17 protein-coding genes and 1 tRNA gene are annotated in these 20,112 nt (G+C 55.7%); 15 read left to right on the top strand and 3 right to left on the bottom strand.

All coding sequences use genetic code 11. The features are described from left to right. Positions 1-45 precede the first annotated feature (45 nt). Entirely contained in the window at positions 46-816 is a 771-nt protein-coding gene (locus J8E65_RS07640) for an SDR family NAD(P)-dependent oxidoreductase (protein ID WP_210375170.1), read from the top strand. Beyond that, positions 806-1,684: an acyl-CoA thioesterase II gene (gene tesB / locus J8E65_RS07635; RefSeq protein ID WP_210375169.1), complete on the top strand. Its 879-nt coding sequence runs from the start codon at positions 806-808 to the stop codon at positions 1,682-1,684. Before J8E65_RS07640 ends, tesB begins: the two co-directional genes overlap by 11 nt. Here tesB and recG read toward each other — a convergent pair. Beyond that, entirely contained in the window at positions 1,681-3,783 is a 2,103-nt protein-coding gene (gene recG / locus J8E65_RS07630) for an ATP-dependent DNA helicase RecG (protein WP_210375168.1), read from the bottom strand. The two genes, tesB and recG, sit on opposite strands and share 4 nt — an antisense overlap. Before the next feature lie 139 nt (positions 3,784-3,922). Between recG and J8E65_RS07625 the strand changes: the two genes are divergently transcribed. Next, positions 3,923-4,438 (top strand): peroxiredoxin, encoded by a 516-nt coding sequence (locus J8E65_RS07625; protein ID WP_210375167.1) that lies wholly within the window; start codon positions 3,923-3,925, stop codon positions 4,436-4,438. A gap of 54 nt (positions 4,439-4,492) precedes the next feature. Here the strand turns inward: J8E65_RS07625 and J8E65_RS07620 are convergent. Beyond that, positions 4,493-4,565 (bottom strand) — tRNA-Ile (locus J8E65_RS07620). A gap of 217 nt (positions 4,566-4,782) precedes the next feature. Here J8E65_RS07620 and J8E65_RS07615 point away from each other — a divergent pair. The 12 genes from J8E65_RS07615 to J8E65_RS07560 all read left to right on the top strand — a co-directional run bounded on the left by J8E65_RS07615 (position 4,783) and on the right by J8E65_RS07560 (position 17,140). After that, on the top strand, positions 4,783-5,286 hold the full coding sequence (locus J8E65_RS07615; RefSeq protein ID WP_210375166.1) for an Lrp/AsnC family transcriptional regulator: 504 nt from the start codon (positions 4,783-4,785) through the stop codon (positions 5,284-5,286). A 29-nt stretch (positions 5,287-5,315) separates the two neighbouring features. Beyond that, on the top strand, positions 5,316-7,520 hold the full coding sequence (locus J8E65_RS07610) for a glutamine synthetase III family protein (RefSeq protein ID WP_210375165.1): 2,205 nt from the start codon (positions 5,316-5,318) through the stop codon (positions 7,518-7,520). Between the two features lie 139 nt (positions 7,521-7,659). Continuing rightward, on the top strand, positions 7,660-8,256 hold the full coding sequence (locus J8E65_RS07605) for an RNA polymerase sigma factor (RefSeq protein ID WP_210375164.1): 597 nt from the start codon (positions 7,660-7,662) through the stop codon (positions 8,254-8,256). A gap of 75 nt (positions 8,257-8,331) precedes the next feature. Further along, positions 8,332-9,672: an adenylosuccinate lyase gene (gene purB / locus J8E65_RS07600; RefSeq protein WP_210375163.1), complete on the top strand. Its 1,341-nt coding sequence runs from the start codon at positions 8,332-8,334 to the stop codon at positions 9,670-9,672. Positions 9,673-9,734: 62 nt separating this feature from the next. Beyond that, positions 9,735-10,106 (top strand): NADH-quinone oxidoreductase subunit A, encoded by a 372-nt coding sequence (locus J8E65_RS07595; RefSeq protein WP_210375162.1) that lies wholly within the window; start codon positions 9,735-9,737, stop codon positions 10,104-10,106. Between the two features lie 75 nt (positions 10,107-10,181). Then, a complete protein-coding gene (locus tag J8E65_RS07590) occupies positions 10,182-10,790 on the top strand; it encodes an NADH-quinone oxidoreductase subunit B (RefSeq protein ID WP_210375161.1) in 609 nt (202 codons plus the stop codon). After that, positions 10,771-11,463 carry an NADH-quinone oxidoreductase subunit C gene (locus tag J8E65_RS07585; RefSeq protein WP_210375160.1) on the top strand — a complete coding sequence of 231 codons (693 nt, stop codon included), beginning with the start codon at positions 10,771-10,773 and terminating at the stop codon, positions 11,461-11,463. Before J8E65_RS07590 ends, J8E65_RS07585 begins: the two co-directional genes overlap by 20 nt. A 6-nt stretch (positions 11,464-11,469) precedes the next feature. Next, positions 11,470-12,792 carry an NADH dehydrogenase (quinone) subunit D gene (gene nuoD, locus J8E65_RS07580; protein ID WP_210375159.1) on the top strand — a complete coding sequence of 441 codons (1,323 nt, stop codon included), beginning with the start codon at positions 11,470-11,472 and terminating at the stop codon, positions 12,790-12,792. A gap of 14 nt (positions 12,793-12,806) precedes the next feature. Continuing rightward, on the top strand, positions 12,807-13,481 hold the full coding sequence (locus J8E65_RS07575) for an NADH-quinone oxidoreductase subunit NuoE family protein (protein ID WP_210375158.1): 675 nt from the start codon (positions 12,807-12,809) through the stop codon (positions 13,479-13,481). Positions 13,482-13,621: 140 nt separating this feature from the next. After that, positions 13,622-14,956 (top strand): NADH-quinone oxidoreductase subunit NuoF, encoded by a 1,335-nt coding sequence (nuoF, locus tag J8E65_RS07570; RefSeq protein WP_210375157.1) that lies wholly within the window; start codon positions 13,622-13,624, stop codon positions 14,954-14,956. Positions 14,957-14,965: 9 nt separating this feature from the next. After that, positions 14,966-15,388 (top strand): hypothetical protein, encoded by a 423-nt coding sequence (locus tag J8E65_RS07565; protein WP_210375156.1) that lies wholly within the window; start codon positions 14,966-14,968, stop codon positions 15,386-15,388. Between the two features lie 21 nt (positions 15,389-15,409). Further along, positions 15,410-17,140, top strand: coding sequence for an NADH-quinone oxidoreductase subunit G (locus J8E65_RS07560; protein WP_210375155.1), 1,731 nt, complete (start codon positions 15,410-15,412; stop codon positions 17,138-17,140). A 71-nt stretch (positions 17,141-17,211) separates the two neighbouring features. Here J8E65_RS07560 and J8E65_RS07555 read toward each other — a convergent pair whose 3' ends face one another. Continuing rightward, positions 17,212-19,932, bottom strand: coding sequence for an alpha/beta fold hydrolase (locus J8E65_RS07555; protein ID WP_210375154.1), 2,721 nt, complete (start codon positions 19,930-19,932; stop codon positions 17,212-17,214). Positions 19,933-20,112 lie beyond the last annotated feature (180 nt).

Genomic DNA, 20,112 nt, shown 5'->3' with positions numbered 1-20,112 from the left:
GGCCTTGTAGATTGCGCAAGCAGTTTGCATCCACCAAAAACAGGTATGGCCTTGACGCTGGATCTTAGCGGTCGCGTGGTGCTCGTAACGGGTGCCAGCCGTGGCATTGGGAAGGCACTGGCCGAAGGGCTGGCACAGGCCGGGGCTACGGTGGCCGTGCATTACCACCAAAACCGTGAGGTGGCCGAAAGACTCGCGGCACAACTGGGTCGTGACGCTCAGGCCTTTGGGGCCGACTTGGCCGACGTTGCCGCCTGCCAGCGTTTGTTCGAAGAGGTGCTAGCAGTCTACGGCCGCCTGGATGTGCTCATCAACAATGCCGGTGTGGCGATTGGCATCGAGCTTCAGGCTTCCCCAGAAGTGTGGCTGCGCGCTTGGGAGCAGACGCTGGCCGTTAACCTACGGGCAGCTGCCTTGCTCTGCCACCTGGCTATTGCTCAGTTTTTACGGCAAGGTGGCGGTCGCATCATCAACATTGCTTCACGAGCAGCTTTTCGGGGAGACACGCCCGAATACATGGCTTACGCAGCCTCTAAAGGCGGACTTGTGGCGCTCACGCGTTCCATTGCCCGTAGCCCTAAACTAGGCCGCGCCGGCATTCGTGCCTTCGTAGTGGCCCCAGGCTTTACGCGTACCGATATGGCCCAGGACTTTATCGACCGCTATGGTCCAGCAATCGCGCTAGGAGACCTTGCGCTGGAGCGACTTACCGAACCCCAAGACCTGGTACCCCTGGTGGTGTTGCTGGCCAGCGGCATGGCTGACCACGCCACCGGCTGCACCATCGACGTAAATGCCGGCAGCTATGTGCATTGAACCGCCAAGCAGCCCTATCTGCCAGCTTTTACACCTGCTGGAGCTTGAACGGCTTGAAGAAAACATCTTTCGCGGACCCAGTCGTGATATTGGCAGCCCTAGCGTTTTTGGTGGGCAAGTGCTTGGCCAGGCCTTGCGGGCAGCGGCCTATACCGTGCCAGCAGAACGGCAAGTGCACTCGCTGCACGCCTACTTTATTCTACCAGGGGACCCCAACGCTCCCATCGTCTACTTGGTCGAGCGCTTGCGTGACGGCCGTAGCTTTACCACACGTCGCGTAACAGCCATCCAACATGGACGACCCATTTTTAACTTGGCGGCATCTTTCCAGATCGATGAGCCTGGGGTAACGCACCAGGATCCCATGCCCGAGGTGCCGCCCCCCGAAACACTCATGCCAGAAGCTGAATTGCGGCGGCAGCTGGCCGAACAGGCCCCCGAAGTCCTTCGCCCCTTTTTGCTGCATGAGCGACCTATAGAAATTCGGCCTGTTGAACCCACCAATTTACTTTTCCCAGAAAAGCGACCTCCCCGCCGGCACCTATGGCTACGCACCGCAGGCAAACTGCCCGATGACCCGGCACTCCATTGCAGCGTGCTTGCCTATGCTTCTGACTTTGGGTTTATGGGTACGGCCATGCTGCCGCATGGGCTATCGTTTCTTCAGCCCCATGTGCAAGCCGCTAGCCTAGACCATGCGATGTGGTTCTACCAGCCGTTTCGGGTCGATGAATGGCTGCTTTTTGCCATGGAAAGTCCTGTTGCTGCCCATGCCCGTGGACTTAATCGAGGGCTGTTTTTCCGGCGCGACGGTACACTTGTAGCCGCCGTGGTCCAAGAAGGACTGATGCGCATTCGATCAGACTAACCTACCCGCGCAAAGCCCAACGACTGCTTAGCATAGAAGCGATCGTAGTAGGCGCGAAGCATAGCATGCTCGGGGGCTTCGAGCTCAGGATCCCGCCGGACCAGCTCAAAGGCCGCCTCACGTGCCTTAATCAAAATCGGCTGGTCCTGCGTGATGTCGGCAATCTTCAGGTCGGGCAGTCCACTCTGGCGCGTACCAAAAAAGTCGCCTGCCCCGCGTAGTTTTAGGTCCACTTCACTGATTTTGAAGCCATCATCGGTCTCGGCCATCACTTGCAAGCGGGCTTCGGCCTCAGCCGTGCGCCGATGATCTACCATCAGAATACAATAGCTTTGCGCAGCACCACGCCCAACGCGTCCTCGAAGCTGATGCAACTGGCTTAGTCCAAAGCGCTCGGCGTGTTCAATAATCATGACGGTTGCGTTGGGCACGTCGACACCTACCTCGACCACCGTTGTGGCCACCAGAATGTCTGTTTCCCCTCGCTTGAAGCGGGCCATAGCCTCTTCCTTTTCATAGGGCAACATGCGGCCATGGAGTAAATCGACCCGGTAAGGGCGAAACAGCTCCTGCAACCTTCGATAGCCGTTTTCTGCGTCTTGTAGGTCCATCTTTTCGCTTTCTTCGACCAGGGGATAGACCACGTAGGCCTGACGTCCCTGCCGCAGCTGCTCTCGTAAGAAGGCATACACTTCACCCCGACGCTTTTCGGAGCGAATCCAGGTGATCACCGGCTTTCGGCCGGCGGGGCGCTCGTCGATGATCGACACGTCTAGATCGCCGTAGAGCGTCATAGCCAGCGAACGCGGAATAGGGGTCGCGGTCATGAGCAGCATATGCGGATTTTCCCCCTTAGCAAACAGCTCGGCCCGTTGCACTACCCCAAAGCGATGCTGCTCGTCCACAATAGCCAAGCCCAGGCGATGAAACTGCACTGCTTCTTGAATCACAGCATGCGTGCCCACAGCCACATGCGCTCGGCCTTCAGCCAGATCGGCCAGGATTTCCTCCCGGAGCGCCTTGCGTTGGCCGCCTAGCAGCAGCCGTACTTCAACACCCAACGGCTCCAGATAGCGTTTCAGGTTGGCATAATGCTGCTCAGCCAGGATTTCGGTCGGAACCATAAAGGCACACTGGTAGCCGTTGTCCACAACATGAAGCATGGCAGCCATAGCCACGACGGTTTTCCCGCTGCCCACGTCGCCCTGCAAAAGCCGGTTCATTTGCCGACCCGACCGGGTATCCTGCACGATTTCTTCAAGCGCTCGCTGCTGCGCCTGCGTCAGCCTAAACGGGAGCACCTCGTTAAGGAATCGGTAGTAGCGTTCGCCAGGCGGGCCAAAGATGGGACCGGCCACGGTTTGACGGATTTGCTTTGTGCGCGCCAGCATCAACTGGATAAAGAATAGCTCCTCGAACTTAAGCCGCTCACGCGCTTGCGCCAGTTCACTTTGGCTACGTGGGAAATGAACGGCCCGAAGCGCCACGCGTCCATCCATAAGCTCATAGCGCGTGCGCATCCACGCGGGTAGGATTTCCGGAAGCTTCAAGCCGTGGGCTTTAAAAAAAGCATACAAAATGCGACGAAACGTTCTGCTGGTAAGTCCTACCCTCTCCAGCACTGCACTACCAGGGTAGAGTGCAATGATGCGCCCTGTGGCCAGAGCAACGCTTTCGCCATCGAGCCGGTCAAAGTCGGGGTGCGTCATGGAAAAGGTATAACCGTAGCGCTGCACTTTACCATGAAAGGCCACGCGATCCCCGGCTTTAAAGGCTTTTGCAACCCAGCTCAGCCGGTTAAACCAGACGCACTTGAGGCGCCCCCCGCTTTCATCTTCCAGGATCAATTCAAAGCGTTTGCGGCCCTTGCCCTCAACGACTCCGGCTAGGCGTACAGTCCCAACAACCGTTATCGGCCCCATGCGCTCGTCCAGTCGCCGTAGCGGCACAATGGTCGAGCGATCTAGATAGCGACGCGGGAAATAGTGCAGCAGATCGCGCACTGTAGTCACCCCTACACGGGCCAACGCTTCGGCGCGACGCGGTCCTACGCCTTCCAAATAGCGCACGTCGGTGGATAAGACGTTGAGCTCAGACACGGCTGCCGCAGGGCTGGATCTAGATGTGTGCAATTTAACGCTTTTGCGCGGGCTTTGCCCAATTTACAGACCTTGATAGGAAACCGAATTTTAGCCACATTGTTAGGGGTTTAAACAAGCATTTAAACCGCAAGCCGCCATGTTTCCGCTAATGCTTAGTCTGCTGATGCTTTGGGGCTTGGGCCAAGACGACATACCTAAAGTGGGCGAACGCGCACCCGATTTTGAAGCCCAAGCGACCGGTAACAAAACGATTCGCCTAAGTGATCTACGCGGCCATTGGGTTGTGCTGTATTTCTATCCCAAATCGTTTACCCCGGGCTGCACAACCGAGGCATGCACGTTACGCGATGCCTATGAAAAAATCCAATCCCAAGGCGCCGTTATTTTAGGTGTTAGTCTGGACGACATCGAAACGCAAGAGCGCTTCAAAAAGGAATACAACCTCCCCTTCGACCTCATCAGTGACCACGACAAAAAGATTGCTAAAGCCTACGGCGTGCTGGGTGTAGGGGGGTTATATGCCAAACGAGTAACGTTTCTCATCGATCCTGAAGGACGCGTGGCACACGTTTTTGAAAAGGTCGATCCCGCTCGCCATGACCGCGAAGTGTATGAGACACTTAAAAAGCTTAAGGAAATGCCCAAATCTTAAGCGGCGTCCTCTTTAAACAAAAAAAGCCCCTTTAAAGGGGTTTTTTTGTCTTTGTGGGCCCGGTAGGATTCGAACCTACGACCGTCGGATTATGAGTCCGCTGCTCTGACCGCTGAGCTACGGGCCCACAAATCGCTTTGTGCAAACCGCTTTTCCGGGATTGAGGATCCCAAACGACATACTTTTTAAATTTTTAAGGCACCTCTCGCGCTTCTGTTTAGAAGCGCTATCTTACACCACATCTGATCCTGGAACCCCTTTTGTTCAACGTATTTTTTTAAACACAGACTACACTTGACAAAACTTATTTATCTAAATTAATCATCAACCTAAACGATCGCATCATGAGCACGGTAGAACGGATCGATGAGATCGATGTCCGGATTTTGGAGCTCTTGCAGGAGCATGGGCGCATGAAGCGCAACCGCATTGCCGAGGAAGTGGGCCTGTCGGTGCCTTCGGTGAGTGAGCGGATGCGCAAGCTGGAAGAACGGGGGGTAATCACGGGTTATCATGCGGTGCTGGACCCCAAGCGTTTGCATTTCGACATTACGGCCTTTATCCGGGTGATTGTGGACGGGTCTGAATACTATCCGGAATTTATCCGGCGTGCCACGGCACTAGACGAAGTGCTGGAGGTACATTCCATCACGGGCGAAGGCTCGCATATCCTTAAAGTACGCACACGCAATACTACTACGCTTGAGCGGCTCCTTTCGCGCATTCAGTCGTGGCCTGGCGTGCATGGCACGATTACGAGCATTGTGCTCAGCACCTTTAAAGAAACTCGGCGGCTTCCGGTGGCGCCTACAGAGCTTCTGCCGGTCGAAGTGTTCGAATCCTCTTAAACCTAAACCTTTAAGTAGACCTAGTTCCCATGAACAAGCTGTTGCTCGATTACAACGTAATTGCCGCTACCAAAACGCGCCTTTTGGTCAATGGTCGCCAGGAGGTCAAGCCTCAACCCATGGACATTGAGCGCATCTTTGGCGAGAACGTCTTCTCACTGGAGGAGATGAAAAATCGGCTGCCCAAAAAAGTCTTTGAAAGCCTGGTGGCTACGATTGAAAAAGGCGAGCCGCTCTCGCCGGAGATTGCCGACACGGTGGCCCTGGCGATGAAAGAGTGGGCTATCGAAAAAGGTGCCACGCATTTTACGCACTGGTTCCAGCCCCTAACGGGCATGACCGCCGAAAAACACGAAAGCTTCATTACTCCCAACAAAGGAGGTGGAGCCATTGCGGTCTTTTCGGGTCGAGATCTTATTCAAGGAGAGCCGGACGCTTCCAGCTTCCCTAGCGGTGGTTTGCGGGCCACCTTTGAAGCGCGAGGCTATACCGCCTGGGATCCGACCTCTCCAGCTTTCATCATGGAAAACCCGAAAGGGGCATATTTGGCCATTCCCACTGCTTTTGCGTCGTGGACAGGCGAGGCGCTCGACCATAAAATTCCGCTTTTGCGTTCTATGCACGCGCTCGACAAACAAGCCCGACGCGTGCTTGCGCTCTTTGGCGTCAAGAACGTCCACAAGGTTTATTCTACCGTTGGCAGCGAGCAGGAATATTTCCTGATCGACGAAGAATTTTTCTACCGTCGTCCTGATTTAGCAACTTGCGGTCGCACGCTCTTTGGCGCCAAGCCACCCCGTGGGCAAGAAATGGAGGATCATTACTTTGGATCCATTCCCGAGCGGGTGCTGTCGTTCATGCTAGAGGTCGAAAAAGAACTCTACAAGCTAGGCGTTCCGGTCAAAACACGCCACAATGAGGTGGCCCCCAGTCAATACGAAATCGCCCCCTTATTTGAACAGGCCAACTTGGCCGCCGACCACCAGCAGCTCGTCATGCAGACACTCAAAAACGTGGCGCGGCGCTACGGCCTGGTATGCTTGCTGCATGAAAAGCCGTTTGCTGGGATTAACGGCTCAGGCAAACATAACAACTGGTCGATGGCCACCGATACCGGGATGAACCTGCTTGACCCTGGCGACAATCCGCACGACAACATGCAATTTCTGTTCTTTTGCGCAGCTGTCGTGCGGGCTGTCTATAAGCATCAGGATTTGCTGCGCATTTCGGTGGCTACAGCGGGCAACGATCACCGCTTAGGCGCCAACGAAGCGCCACCGGCCATTATGAGCGTCTTTCTAGGCGAGCAGCTTGAGGATATCTTCTATCAGCTTGAAAATGGCGGAGCCCGTTCAAGCAAAACCGGTGGCTTGCTAGGCCTGGGCGTACCCGTACTTCCCCACCTACCTCGGCATGCTGGCGACCGCAACCGTACTTCGCCGTTTGCCTTTACCGGCAATAAGTTTGAATTCCGTGCTGTAGGCGCTTCGCAGTCCATTTCGTTTCCGAACACGGTGCTGAACACCATCGTGGCCGATGCGCTCGATGAAATGGCCACGATGCTTGAGGAAAAACTCAAGGCTAAAGGTAAGCGTACCAAACAAGCTTTCGAGGAAGCTGTAGGGGAAGTATTGCGCGAGGTCATCCGGGAATCCAAAGCGATCATTTTCAACGGCGACAACTACTCGGCCGAATGGCATGCCGAAGCGGAACGGCGTGGCCTGCTCAACCTGCGCAATACGGTTGAGGCCCTCGAGTATCTGCTCCACGAAAAGAACGTCCAGCTTTTCGAGCGCCATGGCGTACTCAGCCGCCGCGAGCTGGAAAGCCGGCATGAGATCCTGCTCGACCAGTACACAAAGACAATCAATATTGAGGCAGAAACCTCGGAGTACATGGCCCGCACCATGATCCTCCCTGCCGCACTGCGCTACCTGCGGGATCTGGCTGAAACACTTGACGAGGCGGAAGATGCAAACCTCAACGTTGAGGGCGTGCGCAAAACAGCACAAGAAGTAGCTGGCTTGATCAACGAACTACAACAAAAGCTCGACGTGCTGAGCGCCGAAAACCAGAAGCGCAGTGACAACATCGAGGAAAATGCCCGCCACAAGTGCTACAACGTGCTACCTGCTATGCAAGCGGTGCGCGAAGTAGCCGACCGGCTGGAGCGTGTCGTTCCGCACGACTACTGGCCCCTGCCAACCTATCGCGAAATCCTGTTCGTGAAATAATTGCGGACGAGCTCATTCCCTTTTGGCCTACCTGCCGAGGCAGGTAGGCCTTATTTTTTCTAGCTAGCTTCTTTACTATCTTGCAACCCAGATGCGTCCGTGATGCAATGTTTTGCAATGCGCTTAGCCTAAAACGCGCATGTCTTTGCACCCTTCAGCATCCAGCGAGCAGGATCGCGCCTTTGTGACCGAAGCGCTTCATGGCAACCAAGCAGCCTATGAGGCGCTCGTGAATAAGTATCGCTTGGCACTCTACCGCCACATTGCACGTCTTGTGCGCGATCCGCAGGAAGTAGAAGACCTGGTACAAGAGACCTTTATCAAAGCTTTTACCGCACTTGAGAGCTACTCGGCCGAGTTTGCGTTCTCCACTTGGCTGTATAAGATTGCCACCAACCACGCCATTGATTACCTGCGGCGCAAAAAGCTTAAGGCGCTTTCGCTTGATGAACCCATTGAAACGCGCGAAGGAACGCTTGAGCGCGAGCTGGCCGATACCACGTATTTCCCAGACCGCCACATCGTTGAGGATCAGCGCCGCGCTTTGCTCCAAGAGGCCATCGATGCCCTACCGGAAAAGTATCGTCTGGTCATTGTCTTACGCCACCAGCAGGAAAAATCCTATGAAGAAATTGCCGAGGAGCTCAACTTGCCGCTAGGTACCGTCAAAGCACACATTTTTCGAGCACGCCGGTTGCTCTACCAATACCTTCGGGGTAAGCGAAGCAGTCTTTGAACGTTTTTTCGCCCTTCAGCTAGGCACTTTTGCCTTAACTTGCCGGCAGATTTGGGTTTGAACCAATCGTCTGCTATGATTGCCCGATATACGCGTCCCGAAATGGCCCGGCTCTGGAGCGAAGAGGCCCAGTATCAGTCTTGGCTTGAGGTAGAGCTGGCCGCTTGCGAAGCCTGGTCTGAAATCGGCGTGATCCCACGCGAGGATGTGGAAAAGCTGCGCCAAAATGCACGCTTCGATGTGCGACGGATCCACGAACTGGAACAAATCACCCGCCATGATGTGGTGGCCTTTACACGTGCCGTCAGCGAATCCCTGGGTGAAGAGCGGCGCTGGATTCACTACGGCCTTACTTCTTCCGATGTCGTTGACACCGCCTGGTCCTATCGCCTCAAGCAAGCCAATGCGCTGATTCTGGAAGCATTGGATCATTTTCTCGATGTACTGGCCCGGCGAGCCCGCGAGCACAAATACACGCTAATGATGGGCCGAACGCACGGGGTGCATGCCGAACCTACCACATTTGGGCTCAAATTGGCGCTTTTTTACGACATGATGCAGCGCAACCGCCTCCGTTTTGTGTCGGCTGCCGAAGAAATGCGCGTGGGCAAGCTCTCGGGCGCCGTAGGCACGTTTGCGCACATTCCTCCTGAAGTTGAACGCCTCACCTGCGAAAAGCTTGGCCTAAAACCAGCACCCATCTCTACCCAGGTGTTGGCCCGCGACCGCCATGCGCACTACCTATCGGTACTGGCCCTTATTGGTGCCACGCTGGAACAATTGGCGATCGAGATCCGGCACCTGCAGCGCAGCGAAGTGCGCGAAGTAGAAGAGGCCTTCGGGAAAGGCCAAAAAGGCTCTTCGGCAATGCCACACAAGCGCAATCCAATCGCTTCCGAAAACATTACCGGCTGCGCTCGGCTTTTGCGCGGCTACATGCTTTCGGCCTACGAAAACGTTGCGCTCTGGCACGAACGCGACATCTCGCACTCCTCTGTTGAACGCGTGATTCTGCCCGACGCCACTACGCTGGTGCATTATGCCCTCTACCGCTACGCCGACGTGCTCGACACACTCGTCGTCTACCCTCGCCGCATGCGCCGCAACATGGAACTCACGTTTGGTCTCTACCACAGCCAGCGTTTGTTGCTTATGTTGATTGACAAGGGTCTAAGCCGCGAAGCAGCCTATGACTTGGTGCAGCCAGCGGCCATGCAGGCTTGGGATGAAGAGCGGCCATTTTACGAAATTGTCCAGCAACATCCTGGCATCACCCAATACTTGACGCCAGAAGAGCTGAGCGAAGCGTTTAATCCCGAGTACCACCTGCGCCATGTCGATGAAATTTTTCGGCGCGTGGGACTCGAAAAAACGCCGAACGAAGAAACCCCTGTTAAAGCCGCTGAAAACCGTTGACGAACATGGCCCAGGTTCGATACTTTGCTCTGTTTAGTGCTGACTTTTAGGCCATAGAGGATATGCTGCACGACTTTTTACCCCTGTTCATTATGATAGCGCTGGCTGTAGGGCTTGCGCTCTCGCTGCTCAAGCTGGCTGAAATCCTTGGACCCCGTCGCCCAAACCCGATTAAGCGCATGCCCTACGAAAGCGGTATGGATCCGATAGGGTCCGCCCGCGAGCGCTACACGGTGAAGTTCTATTTAGTCGCTATGATCTTCATCGTGTTTGATGTTGAAATCGTGTTCCTCTATCCTTGGGCTGTCAGCTATCGCGACTTCATCGAAGCCGGTGCAGGCTTAGGGGCACTGGCCGTCGTTGTGTTTTTTATTGTCATTTTGGTTGTAGGATTGCTGTACGACATCAAAAAGGGCGGCCTGGAGTTCGACTAAGCCCCGGCTGAAACAGCCTCATGCCTGGCTCATTAAACCCCTGGACTTGTTGCCAATGATTTTCCTGAGGCGAGCATGCTGGATCTTCGTGAAGGATTTTTGACAACACGCTTGGACGTGGTGCTCAACTGGGCGCGCTCCAATTCGCTCATGCCGATGCCCATGGGGCTAGCCTGCTGTGCTATTGAAATGATGGCCTTTGCAGGGCCCAAATACGACGTAGCTCGCTTTGGCAGCGAAGCCATGCGCTTTTCGCCCCGGCAGGCCGACTTGATGATTGTCGCTGGGTGGTGTACCTACAAAATGGCCCACGCCATTCGGCGCGTTTGGGATCAGATGCCTGATCCCAAGTGGTGCATTGCGATGGGGGCTTGTGCTTCAACTGGCGGCATGCATCGCTGCTACGGCGTTGTGCAGGGCATCGACAATTTCCTACCGGTAGACGTCTACATTCCGGGTTGCCCGCCACGTCCAGAAGCTGTTTTGCATGCACTGATGGACATCCAGGAAAAAATTCGGAATACGTATTCCGTTGCCCAAGATTATCTGCATGGTGAACCGCGCCCAGCTGCACCGCCTATCCGTCCACAAGTACTGTCGCCTGAAGGCGACGAACCTGTAGCCCGTAACGTGCTGCACCGGTCCCTGAAGTCATCCTTTAACCATGGCCGAGCAGAAGAGTAACGAACGCGCTAAGACGCCCGAGGCTCTGAAGTTCTACTTCACTGCGGTCGATCCACCGCGTGGAGATGAGCACAACCCACACGCCAAAGCCACTACCTATGTCCCCGAAGTCGTCGAGGCGCTGCAAGAACAGTTTGGGGACGCTATCGAAGCGGTTGAGCTCTACGCAGGGGAACACACCGTACGCGTTCGCGCCGACCGCATCGTCGATGTGTGCCGTTTTCTAAAAGAGGCGCAAGGCTTCAACTACCTAGCCGATTTGGGGGGCATCGATCGCTTTACAGACGAAGGGCGTTTTGAGGTGTTCTACAATCTAGTAGCCATCGAGCGCCGCAAGCGCATTCGGCTGAAGGTACGCCTTGAAGAGGACCATCCGGTCGTGCCTTCGGTGACGTCGGTCTACCGAGCGGCCAACTGGAACGAGCGAGAATGCTACGACATGTTTGGCATTCGGTTCGAGGGGCACCCTGATTTGCGCCGGATGTATATGCCGGAGGACTTCGAATATCACCCCTTACGCAAGGAATTCCCCTTGCTAGGCATTCCTGGTTCATTGCCGTTGCCGCCGCAAACCCCAGGAGGACCGCTCACCTACGATCCGTTTGCGCGCGCCCACGGCTACGTCCCTCCACCAAGCTACGAAGAACCTCCAGCCGAAACTGAGGAGACCTAAGCTGCCATGAGTACGGCACCCAGCTTTGTCGGTCCTGATCGCCACGAGCTGTTTAACTTCTGGCCCAGGCATAATGCAGCCATTTATCGCCGGCTGGAAACCAAACACACCTGGCTAGAAACGCGCCACCATCCCCGTGGTGACGGCGAACCCGACCCCCTCGAGCACGAAATGATCCTCAATATCGGGCCGCAGCATCCAGCTACGCATGGCGTGCTCCGATGCATCGTCAAACTCGACGGTGAGGTGATGGAAAAGTGCGTGCTGGACTTAGGCTACCTGCACCGAGGGCTGGAAAAGGTGGCTGAGCACAAAACCTATCAGGAGTTCATGCCCTATACCGATCGCATGGACTACCTGTCTCCCTACTCCAACAACGTAGCTTGGTGCCTGGCCGTCGAAAAAGTGGCCGGAATCGAAGTGCCCGAGCGGGCCCAGTGGATTCGCATGATCCTGTGCGAACTGGCGCGCATTTCCAGCCACCTGCTCTGGCTTGGCGTGGGACTGATGGATGCTGGCGCCGTTTCGGTCTTTCTCTGGGCGTTTAAATATCGCGAAGAAATCTACAGCATCTTTGATGAGGTATGCGGCGCCCGCTTTACCGTTTCTCACAGCCGCATTGGGGGCGTCGCTTCCGATTTGTCCCCAACGGCCCTTGCCATGATCCGGCGTTTCGTCGAAGAATTTCCGCAGGAACTGGCAGGCTGGGAAAAAATCATCAACCGCAACAAAATCTGGATCGACCGTAACGAAGGCATTGGCGTCCTCACGGCCGAAGAAGCCATCGAACTAGGCGTTACCGGACCCACCCTGCGCGGCAGCGGTGTGGATTATGACATCCGCCGCTTTGAACCCTACCTAAGGTATGAGGAAGTGGATTTTAACATCCCTATCCGTACCGAAGGAGACAGCCTGGCCCGGTATTTTGTCCGCATGGAAGAAATGAAAGAAAGCGTGCGGATTATCCGCCAGTGCCTGGAACGACTGCCCGAAGGCCCTATTCGTAACGACAACGCCAAGCTGTCCTACCCTTCCAAGGAAGAAGTCTACTATTCCATGGAAGGCCTGATTCACGACTTTCTGTATACCGATGTTGGTGTATGCCCACCGAAAGGAGCACACAGCTACCACGCCATTGAAGCCCCCAAAGGCGAACTGGGCTTTTACATTATCTCGGACGGTACCGGCAAGCCCTGGCGCGTGCGCATTAAGGCCCCCAGCTTTGCCAATTTGCAAGGCTTAGAGTACATGATGGAAGGTGCGATGATCGGCGACATGGTCATTCTGATCGGTACGGTTGACCCGGTCATGGGTGAGGCGGATAAGTAAACCCTGCAGGTGCTATGGCAGATTTTATCAAAAACCCTATCGTTCCGCTTCCGGAGCTCAAGCCAGAACCGCAAATTCCGGCCGAAGAGCTTTTTTTCACGGAAGCAGAAAAGGCCCAAATTGCCCGCTTTAAGGCGCAATACCTGGAGCCCGCCGGCGCTGTCATGAAAACGCTCTGGCTGGCCCAGGAAAAGTTTGGTTTTTTACCTCCGGAAGTGCTGCAACTGGTGGCCGACGAACTAGGCATACCTTATGCCCAGGTTTATGGCGTGGCCACATTTTACACACAGTACTACAAGGAGAAAAAAGGCAAATACGTGCTCGACGTTTGCACCTGCTTTACCTGCCAGGTCTGCGGTGGATACGACATCTTGCATTACCTCGAGCAAAAGCTGGGCATTCATAAAGGCGAAACCACCCCAGATGGACTGTTTACGCTGCAAGAAGTCGAATGCCTGGGTGCCTGTGGCTCGGCTCCGGTGTTGCAAGTATCCAATGGGCCTTATGTGCACAACCTGACCCCTGAAAAAATCGACCAGCTGCTAGAGGCCTTAAAGCAGGGACAACTGCCCCCATTTGTGTCGTTAACGCTTCCGCAAGACGAACAAGAACTGGGCGGGAACCGTCGCAGCGACGCAGAAGCCATCGAAACCTACCGCACGCCCCCAAGAGCGCAACACGTGCGCTGAACCCATGCTATGGCCGGCATGTGCAAACTCGTTTTGCAGATTTACCTGCACCCAATACCTCGGGTACAGAACACTTAGACGTCTCTCCCAGAAAATGGCCAAGGTTTTCCTAAGTCATGGAGCAAGCTAACGTTTGAAATATGGCTGCGACAAACGCCACCCAGAGCAAAGCCGGAGACTGGCGCAATTATCAACGGGTGCTGCTCCCCCCCGTGCGGGATCTGCATCGCCTGGAAGTTTATGAAGCCCACGGGGGCTACCAGACGCTTCGCGAGGTCCTTACCTCAGGCCGCTGGAATCCTGCTTTGGTTATCGAAGAAGTCAAAAAAAGCAAGCTGCGTGGTCGAGGCGGTGCTGGATTCCCTACCGGCCTTAAATGGAGCTTCATGCCCCCTGTTGACGGACGCCCCCGCTTTTTGTGCTGTAACGGTGACGAGAGCGAGCCAGGCACCTTCAAAGACCGTCAGCTCATGGAGTTTAATCCCCATCAGATCTTTGAAGGCATTCTGATCGCCTGCTATGCCATGTCGGTGCGCACCTGCTACTTGTACGTGCGCGGGGAGTTTGCACGGTGGATCGAGCACATGGAGCGGGAGTTGGAAAAGCTCTACGCAAAGGGCTACGTAGGAAATAACATCATGGGCACGGACTTTTCAGCCGATATTGTGATTCACAAAGGCGCAGGCGCCTACATCTGCGGCGAAGAGTCCAGCTTGATGGAATCGGTCGAAGGCAAACGGGCCTATCCGCGCATCAAGCCGCCCTTTCCGGCCCAGCGTGGGCTGTGGGGCTACCCCACCACCATCAACAATGTCGAAACGCTGGCAAACGTGCCTCTGATTATCCGCAATGGTGGGGAATGGTTTGCAGCTATTGGAGCACCTAACCATCCAGGGCCTGTACTTTACGGTATCTCGGGCCACGTCAACCGCCCTGGTGTTTACGAATACCCCACAGGCATGTTGATTACGGACCTGATTTATGAGGTAGCTGGTGGCGTTCGTGGGGGCAAAAAGCTGAAGGCTGTCATTCCGGGAGGAAGCTCTACCCCACCTCTACGGGCCGATATGATCGACGGGGTAACTATGGACGCTGAGTCGCTCCGCGAAGCAGGCTCAATGATGGGCACGGCCGGCTTGCTGGTGCTCGACGAAGACACCGACATGGTCTCGTGGCTGCGACGCGTAACGCACTTCTACGCCCACGAAAGCTGCGGCCAATGCACGCCTTGTCGAGAAGGCACAGGCTGGCTGGAAAACATCGTCACCCGCATCGACGAAGGCGAAGGCCGGCTGCGCGACTTGGACCTGCTGTTGGATTTGTGTGATCAGATGGAGGGTCGGACTATCTGTGCCTTGGCCGATGCTGCCGCCTGGCCGGTTCGCTATACCATCTTGCGTTTTCGGGAAGAATTTGAAGCTAAGTGTAAGCCCAGTCTGATTCCGACAGGATTGGACGTAACTGCAACCGCATAGGCAACGGGTATGATCCCCTACGTTCCTCCACCTCTCGTGGACCAACTTTTCCAGGAAGTGGCCAAAACGCTGGCCCCTGACCTGGGCGAGGTGGCTTTGCGCTTGCCACCTGACGAACGCCTACGCTATTTAGATCCACAGTTTATTGCCCAGCGGATGCGTCAACTGCGGCGCTATCGCATGTGGGCTCGCCTTGGCATGCTCTTGGGCATCCTGGCCACGCTGGTGCTACTGGTGGCGGCTATTTTTCGCATTGCTTTGCCCGACTATGTGCTCGTCCTTACTACCCCATTGGCGCTGGCCACAGCTTACTGGGGCTATCGCTATGCCCGGTTAGGCACGTTTCTTTTTGCCTACCGTTTACTGAACGCCTATGCCCATGACGCGTTGACCTACAAAGACTATCGTCCTACGTTACACCAAGTTTTGTAACTAACCCGACGTTGCGCTACCATGCCCAGGGTCACTATAGACGGCAGGATATATGAATTTGAAGGGCGGCCTAAGCTGCTGCAGTTTTGCCTAGATCACGGGATCGAGCTGCCCCACTTTTGTTACCACCCAGCTTTGTCGATTCCGGCTAACTGCCGGCAATGCTTGGTCGAAGTGGGCATGCCCGTCATCGACCGAGACACAGGGAAGCCGAAACTAGATGAAAACGGCCAGCCCGTTATCCAGTTCATGCCCAAGCTCCAAACAAGCTGCTCGCTCGACATGGCCGATGGGATGGTTGTTCGCACGCACCGCACCAGCGACAAAGTGGCCCGGGCGCAGCGAGACAACTTGGAATTTCTGCTGATTAACCATCCGCTCGATTGCCCCATTTGCGATCAGGCTGGCAAATGTCCACTCCAAATCCAGGCCTACAAGTACGGCCCTGAAGGCTCCCGCTTTGAGTTCCTTAAAGTGCACAAGCCCAAACGGGTAAAACTGGGGCCGCGCGTTATGCTCGATGCCGAGCGATGCATCAACTGTACCCGATGCGTCCGCTTTACCGACGAAGTCTCTAAAAGCCACCAGCTCACCATTATCGAACGCGGCGTCAAGAACTACCCCATCACGCCCCCTGGCGTTACGTTCGACGACCCGTATTCGATGAACGTGATCGATCTGTGCCCCGTAGGAGCGCTCACCTCGATCGATGCCCGCTTCAAAGCTCGCCCCTGGGAGATGAGCGCTACGCCCTCGATCACCATCACCAACGCCAAGGGGTCAAATTGCTACTATTGGGTGCGGGATAACCTGATCGTGGAGATCACGGCACGCGCCAACGCCGCTGTCAACGGCTACTGGCTGCCCGACGAAGACCGGCTCGACTATCGACGGTTCAATGAGGACCGCCCTGAAGGCCCTGAAATACGCCGGGAAGGAAAGCGCACGCGCGTAAGTTGGGAAGAAGCCTACACCCGCGCCGCTGAGCTCCTTAAAGGAGTGGCCGGCAACCGGGTGTTGTTTATCGCCTCGGCCTATGCTACTGTTGAAGACAACTACCTGCTTAAGCGTCTGGCCGAAGCCTTGGGGGCAGCACCTCCCGTCTACATTCCGCATATTGAACCCGGCCACGGCGATGGATGGCTACGCACCGACGACCGTACTCCCAATGCACAAGGCTGCCTGCGACTGGGCATTCAGCCTATTGACGAAGCCCTGGTACGGAGTCACTTGCAAAATGGGACCATTGCGGCCCTTTACGTGCTGGAAGAGGATCCCGTAGGGTCGGGAATTTTCACAGCAGCAGAGCTGGAAAATATTCCGGTCATCCTGCACTACTACAACACCACAAACCAGACGCTGCCGGTGGCCGATGTGGCCCTGCCTGCAGCAACTGTGGTTGAAACCATTGGCACCTACGTCAACTGCGACGGGCATGCCCAACGCGTGCGTCCAGCTAAAGCCATTCGTACGGTCAACCGCGCCTTGATGCAGGAAATCGGCAAAAGCCGCCTTGATCAGCACGGCACCCCCTACGACCGCTGGTATAACGAAAAGCACCAGGTCGACTGTAAGCCGAGCTGGGAAATTCTTCCCGAGATCGCCGAGCGCCTGGGCTACCCCTTACGCTACAAAGGACCCAAATATATCATGCAGGAAATCGCTGAGACCATCCCGGCTTTTGAGGGCGCTACCTACGAAGCCATGGGACTTGAAGGTGTCCGTTTGGTGGAAATCGGTGCTGAAGTATAGCCTTCGGCAAATAGCCGAACCTAAACCTGTGGGGCAGACCCCTAGGGGTCTGCCCCACACTTGTTTTTAAGCTATTCCATTGCCAGCAGGCGGGTTTTGGCCGTACCACCTCCCATCTGCGCAGGGAGCTGCATCTCTGCTTGAAGGACATGGTGTGGTGCTTCTTGGTTGACGTAGAGTAGGCCACTGCCTGACCCGCCGTCGAGAGCTTCAAGGCGCACCACATACGCGGTAAACGTGCCCGCCGGTATTGCTACCGTCTGCGTACCCGTGACAGTAAGTTTCATAGGCCGCACCTCTTGCTGCTGCGGATCGAAAACACGCAGCGTAGCCTCATAGCCTTCCCGAAGTGGAAGGCCTGCCAGGTACAAGTCAAATGCGCCCCCATCACCCACAACAGGTGCTTGCAGCTCCTTTTCAATGTTCATGGTACCCATGGGCGACTGCAGACGGCCTGACACATGCCCGTCCTCATAAGTCAACCAAAGCGTTCCCATACCCTGCGCATGGCGACGCAGCGGGCGCAGCGTGGCCTGGTCAACCCAAACAGTATCGGTCGTTTCGCCCATGGGCATCCGTACGCGATCGACCAATTGCCAGACGACCTGGCCGTCCAACCTTCCTAACTCCAAACGCCGTTCTGAGCGCAGCGTAAACGTCTGGCCTTGCACAGATAGGGTGGTTTCGTAGTGCAGCGTAACCGGCCGTAGCCAAGTACCTTGCGCCGGAGGAAGCGCACCACGTTGCGCCTGCTGCAAGGCCAGCGTATCGGGCAACGTAACCGTTGCTGGATCGACCATCAGCGACCGGAGGTGCGCCTCAAGCTCAGCGCTCATCGTGGCCTGAAAACGTCCACCCAAATGCTGCGCCAAAAAGCGCTCGATCGCGGCAATCATGGCCAAGCGGTTCATTTCGCCCCGGAAGCCGTGCCCTTCGTCGGGCGCCACCATATAGGCTACACTTACCCCATTTTCACGCGCCGCCACCACAATTTGGTCACTTTCGGTCTTTTTAACACGCGGGTCGTTTGCCCCTTGGATGACCAACAGAGGTGCCCGAATGCGGTGCGCATGGTAGAAGGGCGATTGCGCTATGAGCCGCAGGCGGTCGGCTGGATCGTCCGGATTGCCTACACGGGTATCAAAAATGCGGCGCGCAGACGCCCAGTAGGGCGGGATGGTTTTAAGTAACGTGATCAGGTTAGAAGGACCCACGATCGATACGCCTGCCGCATACAGCTCCGGTGTAAAGGTAAGTCCGGCAAGCGTAGCATACCCCCCATAAGAGCCACCCATGATGGCAATCCCTTGAGGATCGGCGATACCGCTTTCGATCAGGTAATGCACCCCATCGGTCACGTCGTGTTGCATCACCCCTGTACCCCACTGCTTATTGCCGGCATTGAGAAACGCCTTACCGTAACCCTCGGAACCACGGAAGTTGGGCTGCAAAACAGCATAGCCACGGTTAGCCAGAAACTGCGCATAAGGATCATAGCCCCAAAAATCCCGGGCCCAAGGACCACCGTGAACCAAAACAACAGCGGCTAAACCTTTAGGCTCAACGTTTTTCGGCAAAGTAAGGTAAGCCGGGATTTCAGCACCATCACGAGCGCGATAGTGAACCGCTTGCATTGGCGCCAAATGCTCAACCGGCAACTCCGGACGGCTGCGGTAGAGCAACTGTACCTTACGCTGTTGCCGGTCGTAAAGGTATACAGCCCCGGGATCCACATCACGCTGCACTGTAACCAGCACAAGGCGTTCGTCTTCGGTAGCCGAGCCGAAATACAGCTCCCCTTCGGGAAGTTGCGTGCGCAAGAATTCCAGATCCTGGGCAAACGTCGCGTCTTTCGGATAAACGCGCATTCGGTCGCCCACGTAGTAGGTGGCTACCAGCTCTTCGGTCTGGTCCGAAAAAATCGCTCCGCCAAAGTCTACTTGTCCTTCTGGATCCCTTTCGACAAGCGTTTCTTGTCCAGTTTCTGGATCGAAAAGCACCAGCGCCGTTTTGTCGTGTTCACCTCGGTTCGTGATCAAGTACACCTGTCGCCCATTGCGATGAAACCGGACAGTCGTGCAGGTTTCTTCAACCGAGCAGCGGTAGACTGGCGTAAGATGCTCGCCATCCACCCGTAGGATTTCACTGCCACCGTCTTCGGTCACCCGAAGTGCAAGGCGCAAACGGCCTTCTAGGTCAAACTCAAAGCCTGCCAGCTCAGCTTCGTTTTTCAGCAGCAGCGTACGCTCGCCTGTGTCCAGATCCAGCCGATACACGTCGTGCCAGCGCGGGTCGCGGTCGTTCAGCCCAACGAGAATCTGGCGCGGTGTTACCTCTGGTGTAGCCAGAACAATAGCCCGCGTGTTTTCATAAGGTGTTAGGTTGCGGGCTGGGGGCACGCCTGTTGCTGGGTCTGGCTCTGCAGTCGGGTCAACAGCATAAAGGTGAAAGTCTTCATTGCCGCCCTTATCCTGCACGTAGAGAACATAACGGCTATCCTCGCTCCAAAAATAGCCGGGCACTGGGCGTTCGTCGGCCGTCAGTGGCCGTGCCGCCTCAAATGGCTCGTCAATGCCTTTAATCCAAATGTTACGTACGCCGCGATAAGGCTTCAGGAAGGTGAGATACCGACCATCTGGAGAAAGGCGCGCGCCCGAGATCTCGGGTTCGCCAAAAAACAATTCTCGATCCAGCAGAGGCGGCAACCGATCGAGATAAGAACGAGGCGCTACTTGCGCCATAAGAGACCCCGTCCATAGCGTGAAACATAACAGCAGCAACCAGCGATGCATAGGATGGATCCGATTGGTGACTGGAAAGGTTCTGGGTAAACTTACGGGAAGCCCAAGCCTAGGGTTACAGTGTGTTGAAATCTCCCTAAAAGCATACGCTCTTGGGTCTTTGTGCGCTTGCCCTACCAGCCTAAGCGTTGCACAACTGGCTTGCAGCGGTGTACTTTCAGATGTTAGGAC

The sequence above is a fragment of the Rhodothermus bifroesti genome, assembly GCF_017908595.1.
In the GTDB taxonomy this organism is placed as follows: Bacteria; Bacteroidota; Rhodothermia; order Rhodothermales; family Rhodothermaceae; genus Rhodothermus; species Rhodothermus bifroesti.
The sequence above is the reverse complement of the archived record's forward strand: the minus strand, read 5'-3'. Positions and strand labels throughout refer to the sequence as shown.

Bases quoted from the DNA above. Each gene is read 5' to 3' on its own strand.
- J8E65_RS07590 (WP_210375161.1), top strand. From the start codon at position 10,182: ATGCTGGATCTTCGTGAAGGATTTTTGACAACACGCTTGGACGTGGTG.
- J8E65_RS07625 (WP_210375167.1), top strand. From the start codon at position 3,923: ATGTTTCCGCTAATGCTTAGTCTGCTGATGCTTTGGGGCTTGGGCCAA.
- J8E65_RS07615 (WP_210375166.1), top strand. From the start codon at position 4,783: ATGAGCACGGTAGAACGGATCGATGAGATCGATGTCCGGATTTTGGAG.
- nuoF (WP_210375157.1), top strand. From the start codon at position 13,622: ATGGCTGCGACAAACGCCACCCAGAGCAAAGCCGGAGACTGGCGCAAT.
- J8E65_RS07585 (WP_210375160.1), top strand. From the start codon at position 10,771: ATGGCCGAGCAGAAGAGTAACGAACGCGCTAAGACGCCCGAGGCTCTG.
- purB (WP_210375163.1), top strand. From the start codon at position 8,332: ATGATTGCCCGATATACGCGTCCCGAAATGGCCCGGCTCTGGAGCGAA.
- J8E65_RS07595 (WP_210375162.1), top strand. From the start codon at position 9,735: ATGCTGCACGACTTTTTACCCCTGTTCATTATGATAGCGCTGGCTGTA.
- J8E65_RS07575 (WP_210375158.1), top strand. From the start codon at position 12,807: ATGGCAGATTTTATCAAAAACCCTATCGTTCCGCTTCCGGAGCTCAAG.
- J8E65_RS07610 (WP_210375165.1), top strand. From the start codon at position 5,316: ATGAACAAGCTGTTGCTCGATTACAACGTAATTGCCGCTACCAAAACG.
- nuoD (WP_210375159.1), top strand. From the start codon at position 11,470: ATGAGTACGGCACCCAGCTTTGTCGGTCCTGATCGCCACGAGCTGTTT.
- tesB (WP_210375169.1), top strand. From the start codon at position 806: ATGTGCATTGAACCGCCAAGCAGCCCTATCTGCCAGCTTTTACACCTG.
- J8E65_RS07560 (WP_210375155.1), top strand. From the start codon at position 15,410: ATGCCCAGGGTCACTATAGACGGCAGGATATATGAATTTGAAGGGCGG.
- J8E65_RS07640 (WP_210375170.1), top strand. From the start codon at position 46: ATGGCCTTGACGCTGGATCTTAGCGGTCGCGTGGTGCTCGTAACGGGT.
- J8E65_RS07555 (WP_210375154.1), bottom strand. From the start codon at position 19,932: ATGCATCGCTGGTTGCTGCTGTTATGTTTCACGCTATGGACGGGGTCT.
- J8E65_RS07565 (WP_210375156.1), top strand. From the start codon at position 14,966: ATGATCCCCTACGTTCCTCCACCTCTCGTGGACCAACTTTTCCAGGAA.
- J8E65_RS07605 (WP_210375164.1), top strand. From the start codon at position 7,660: ATGTCTTTGCACCCTTCAGCATCCAGCGAGCAGGATCGCGCCTTTGTG.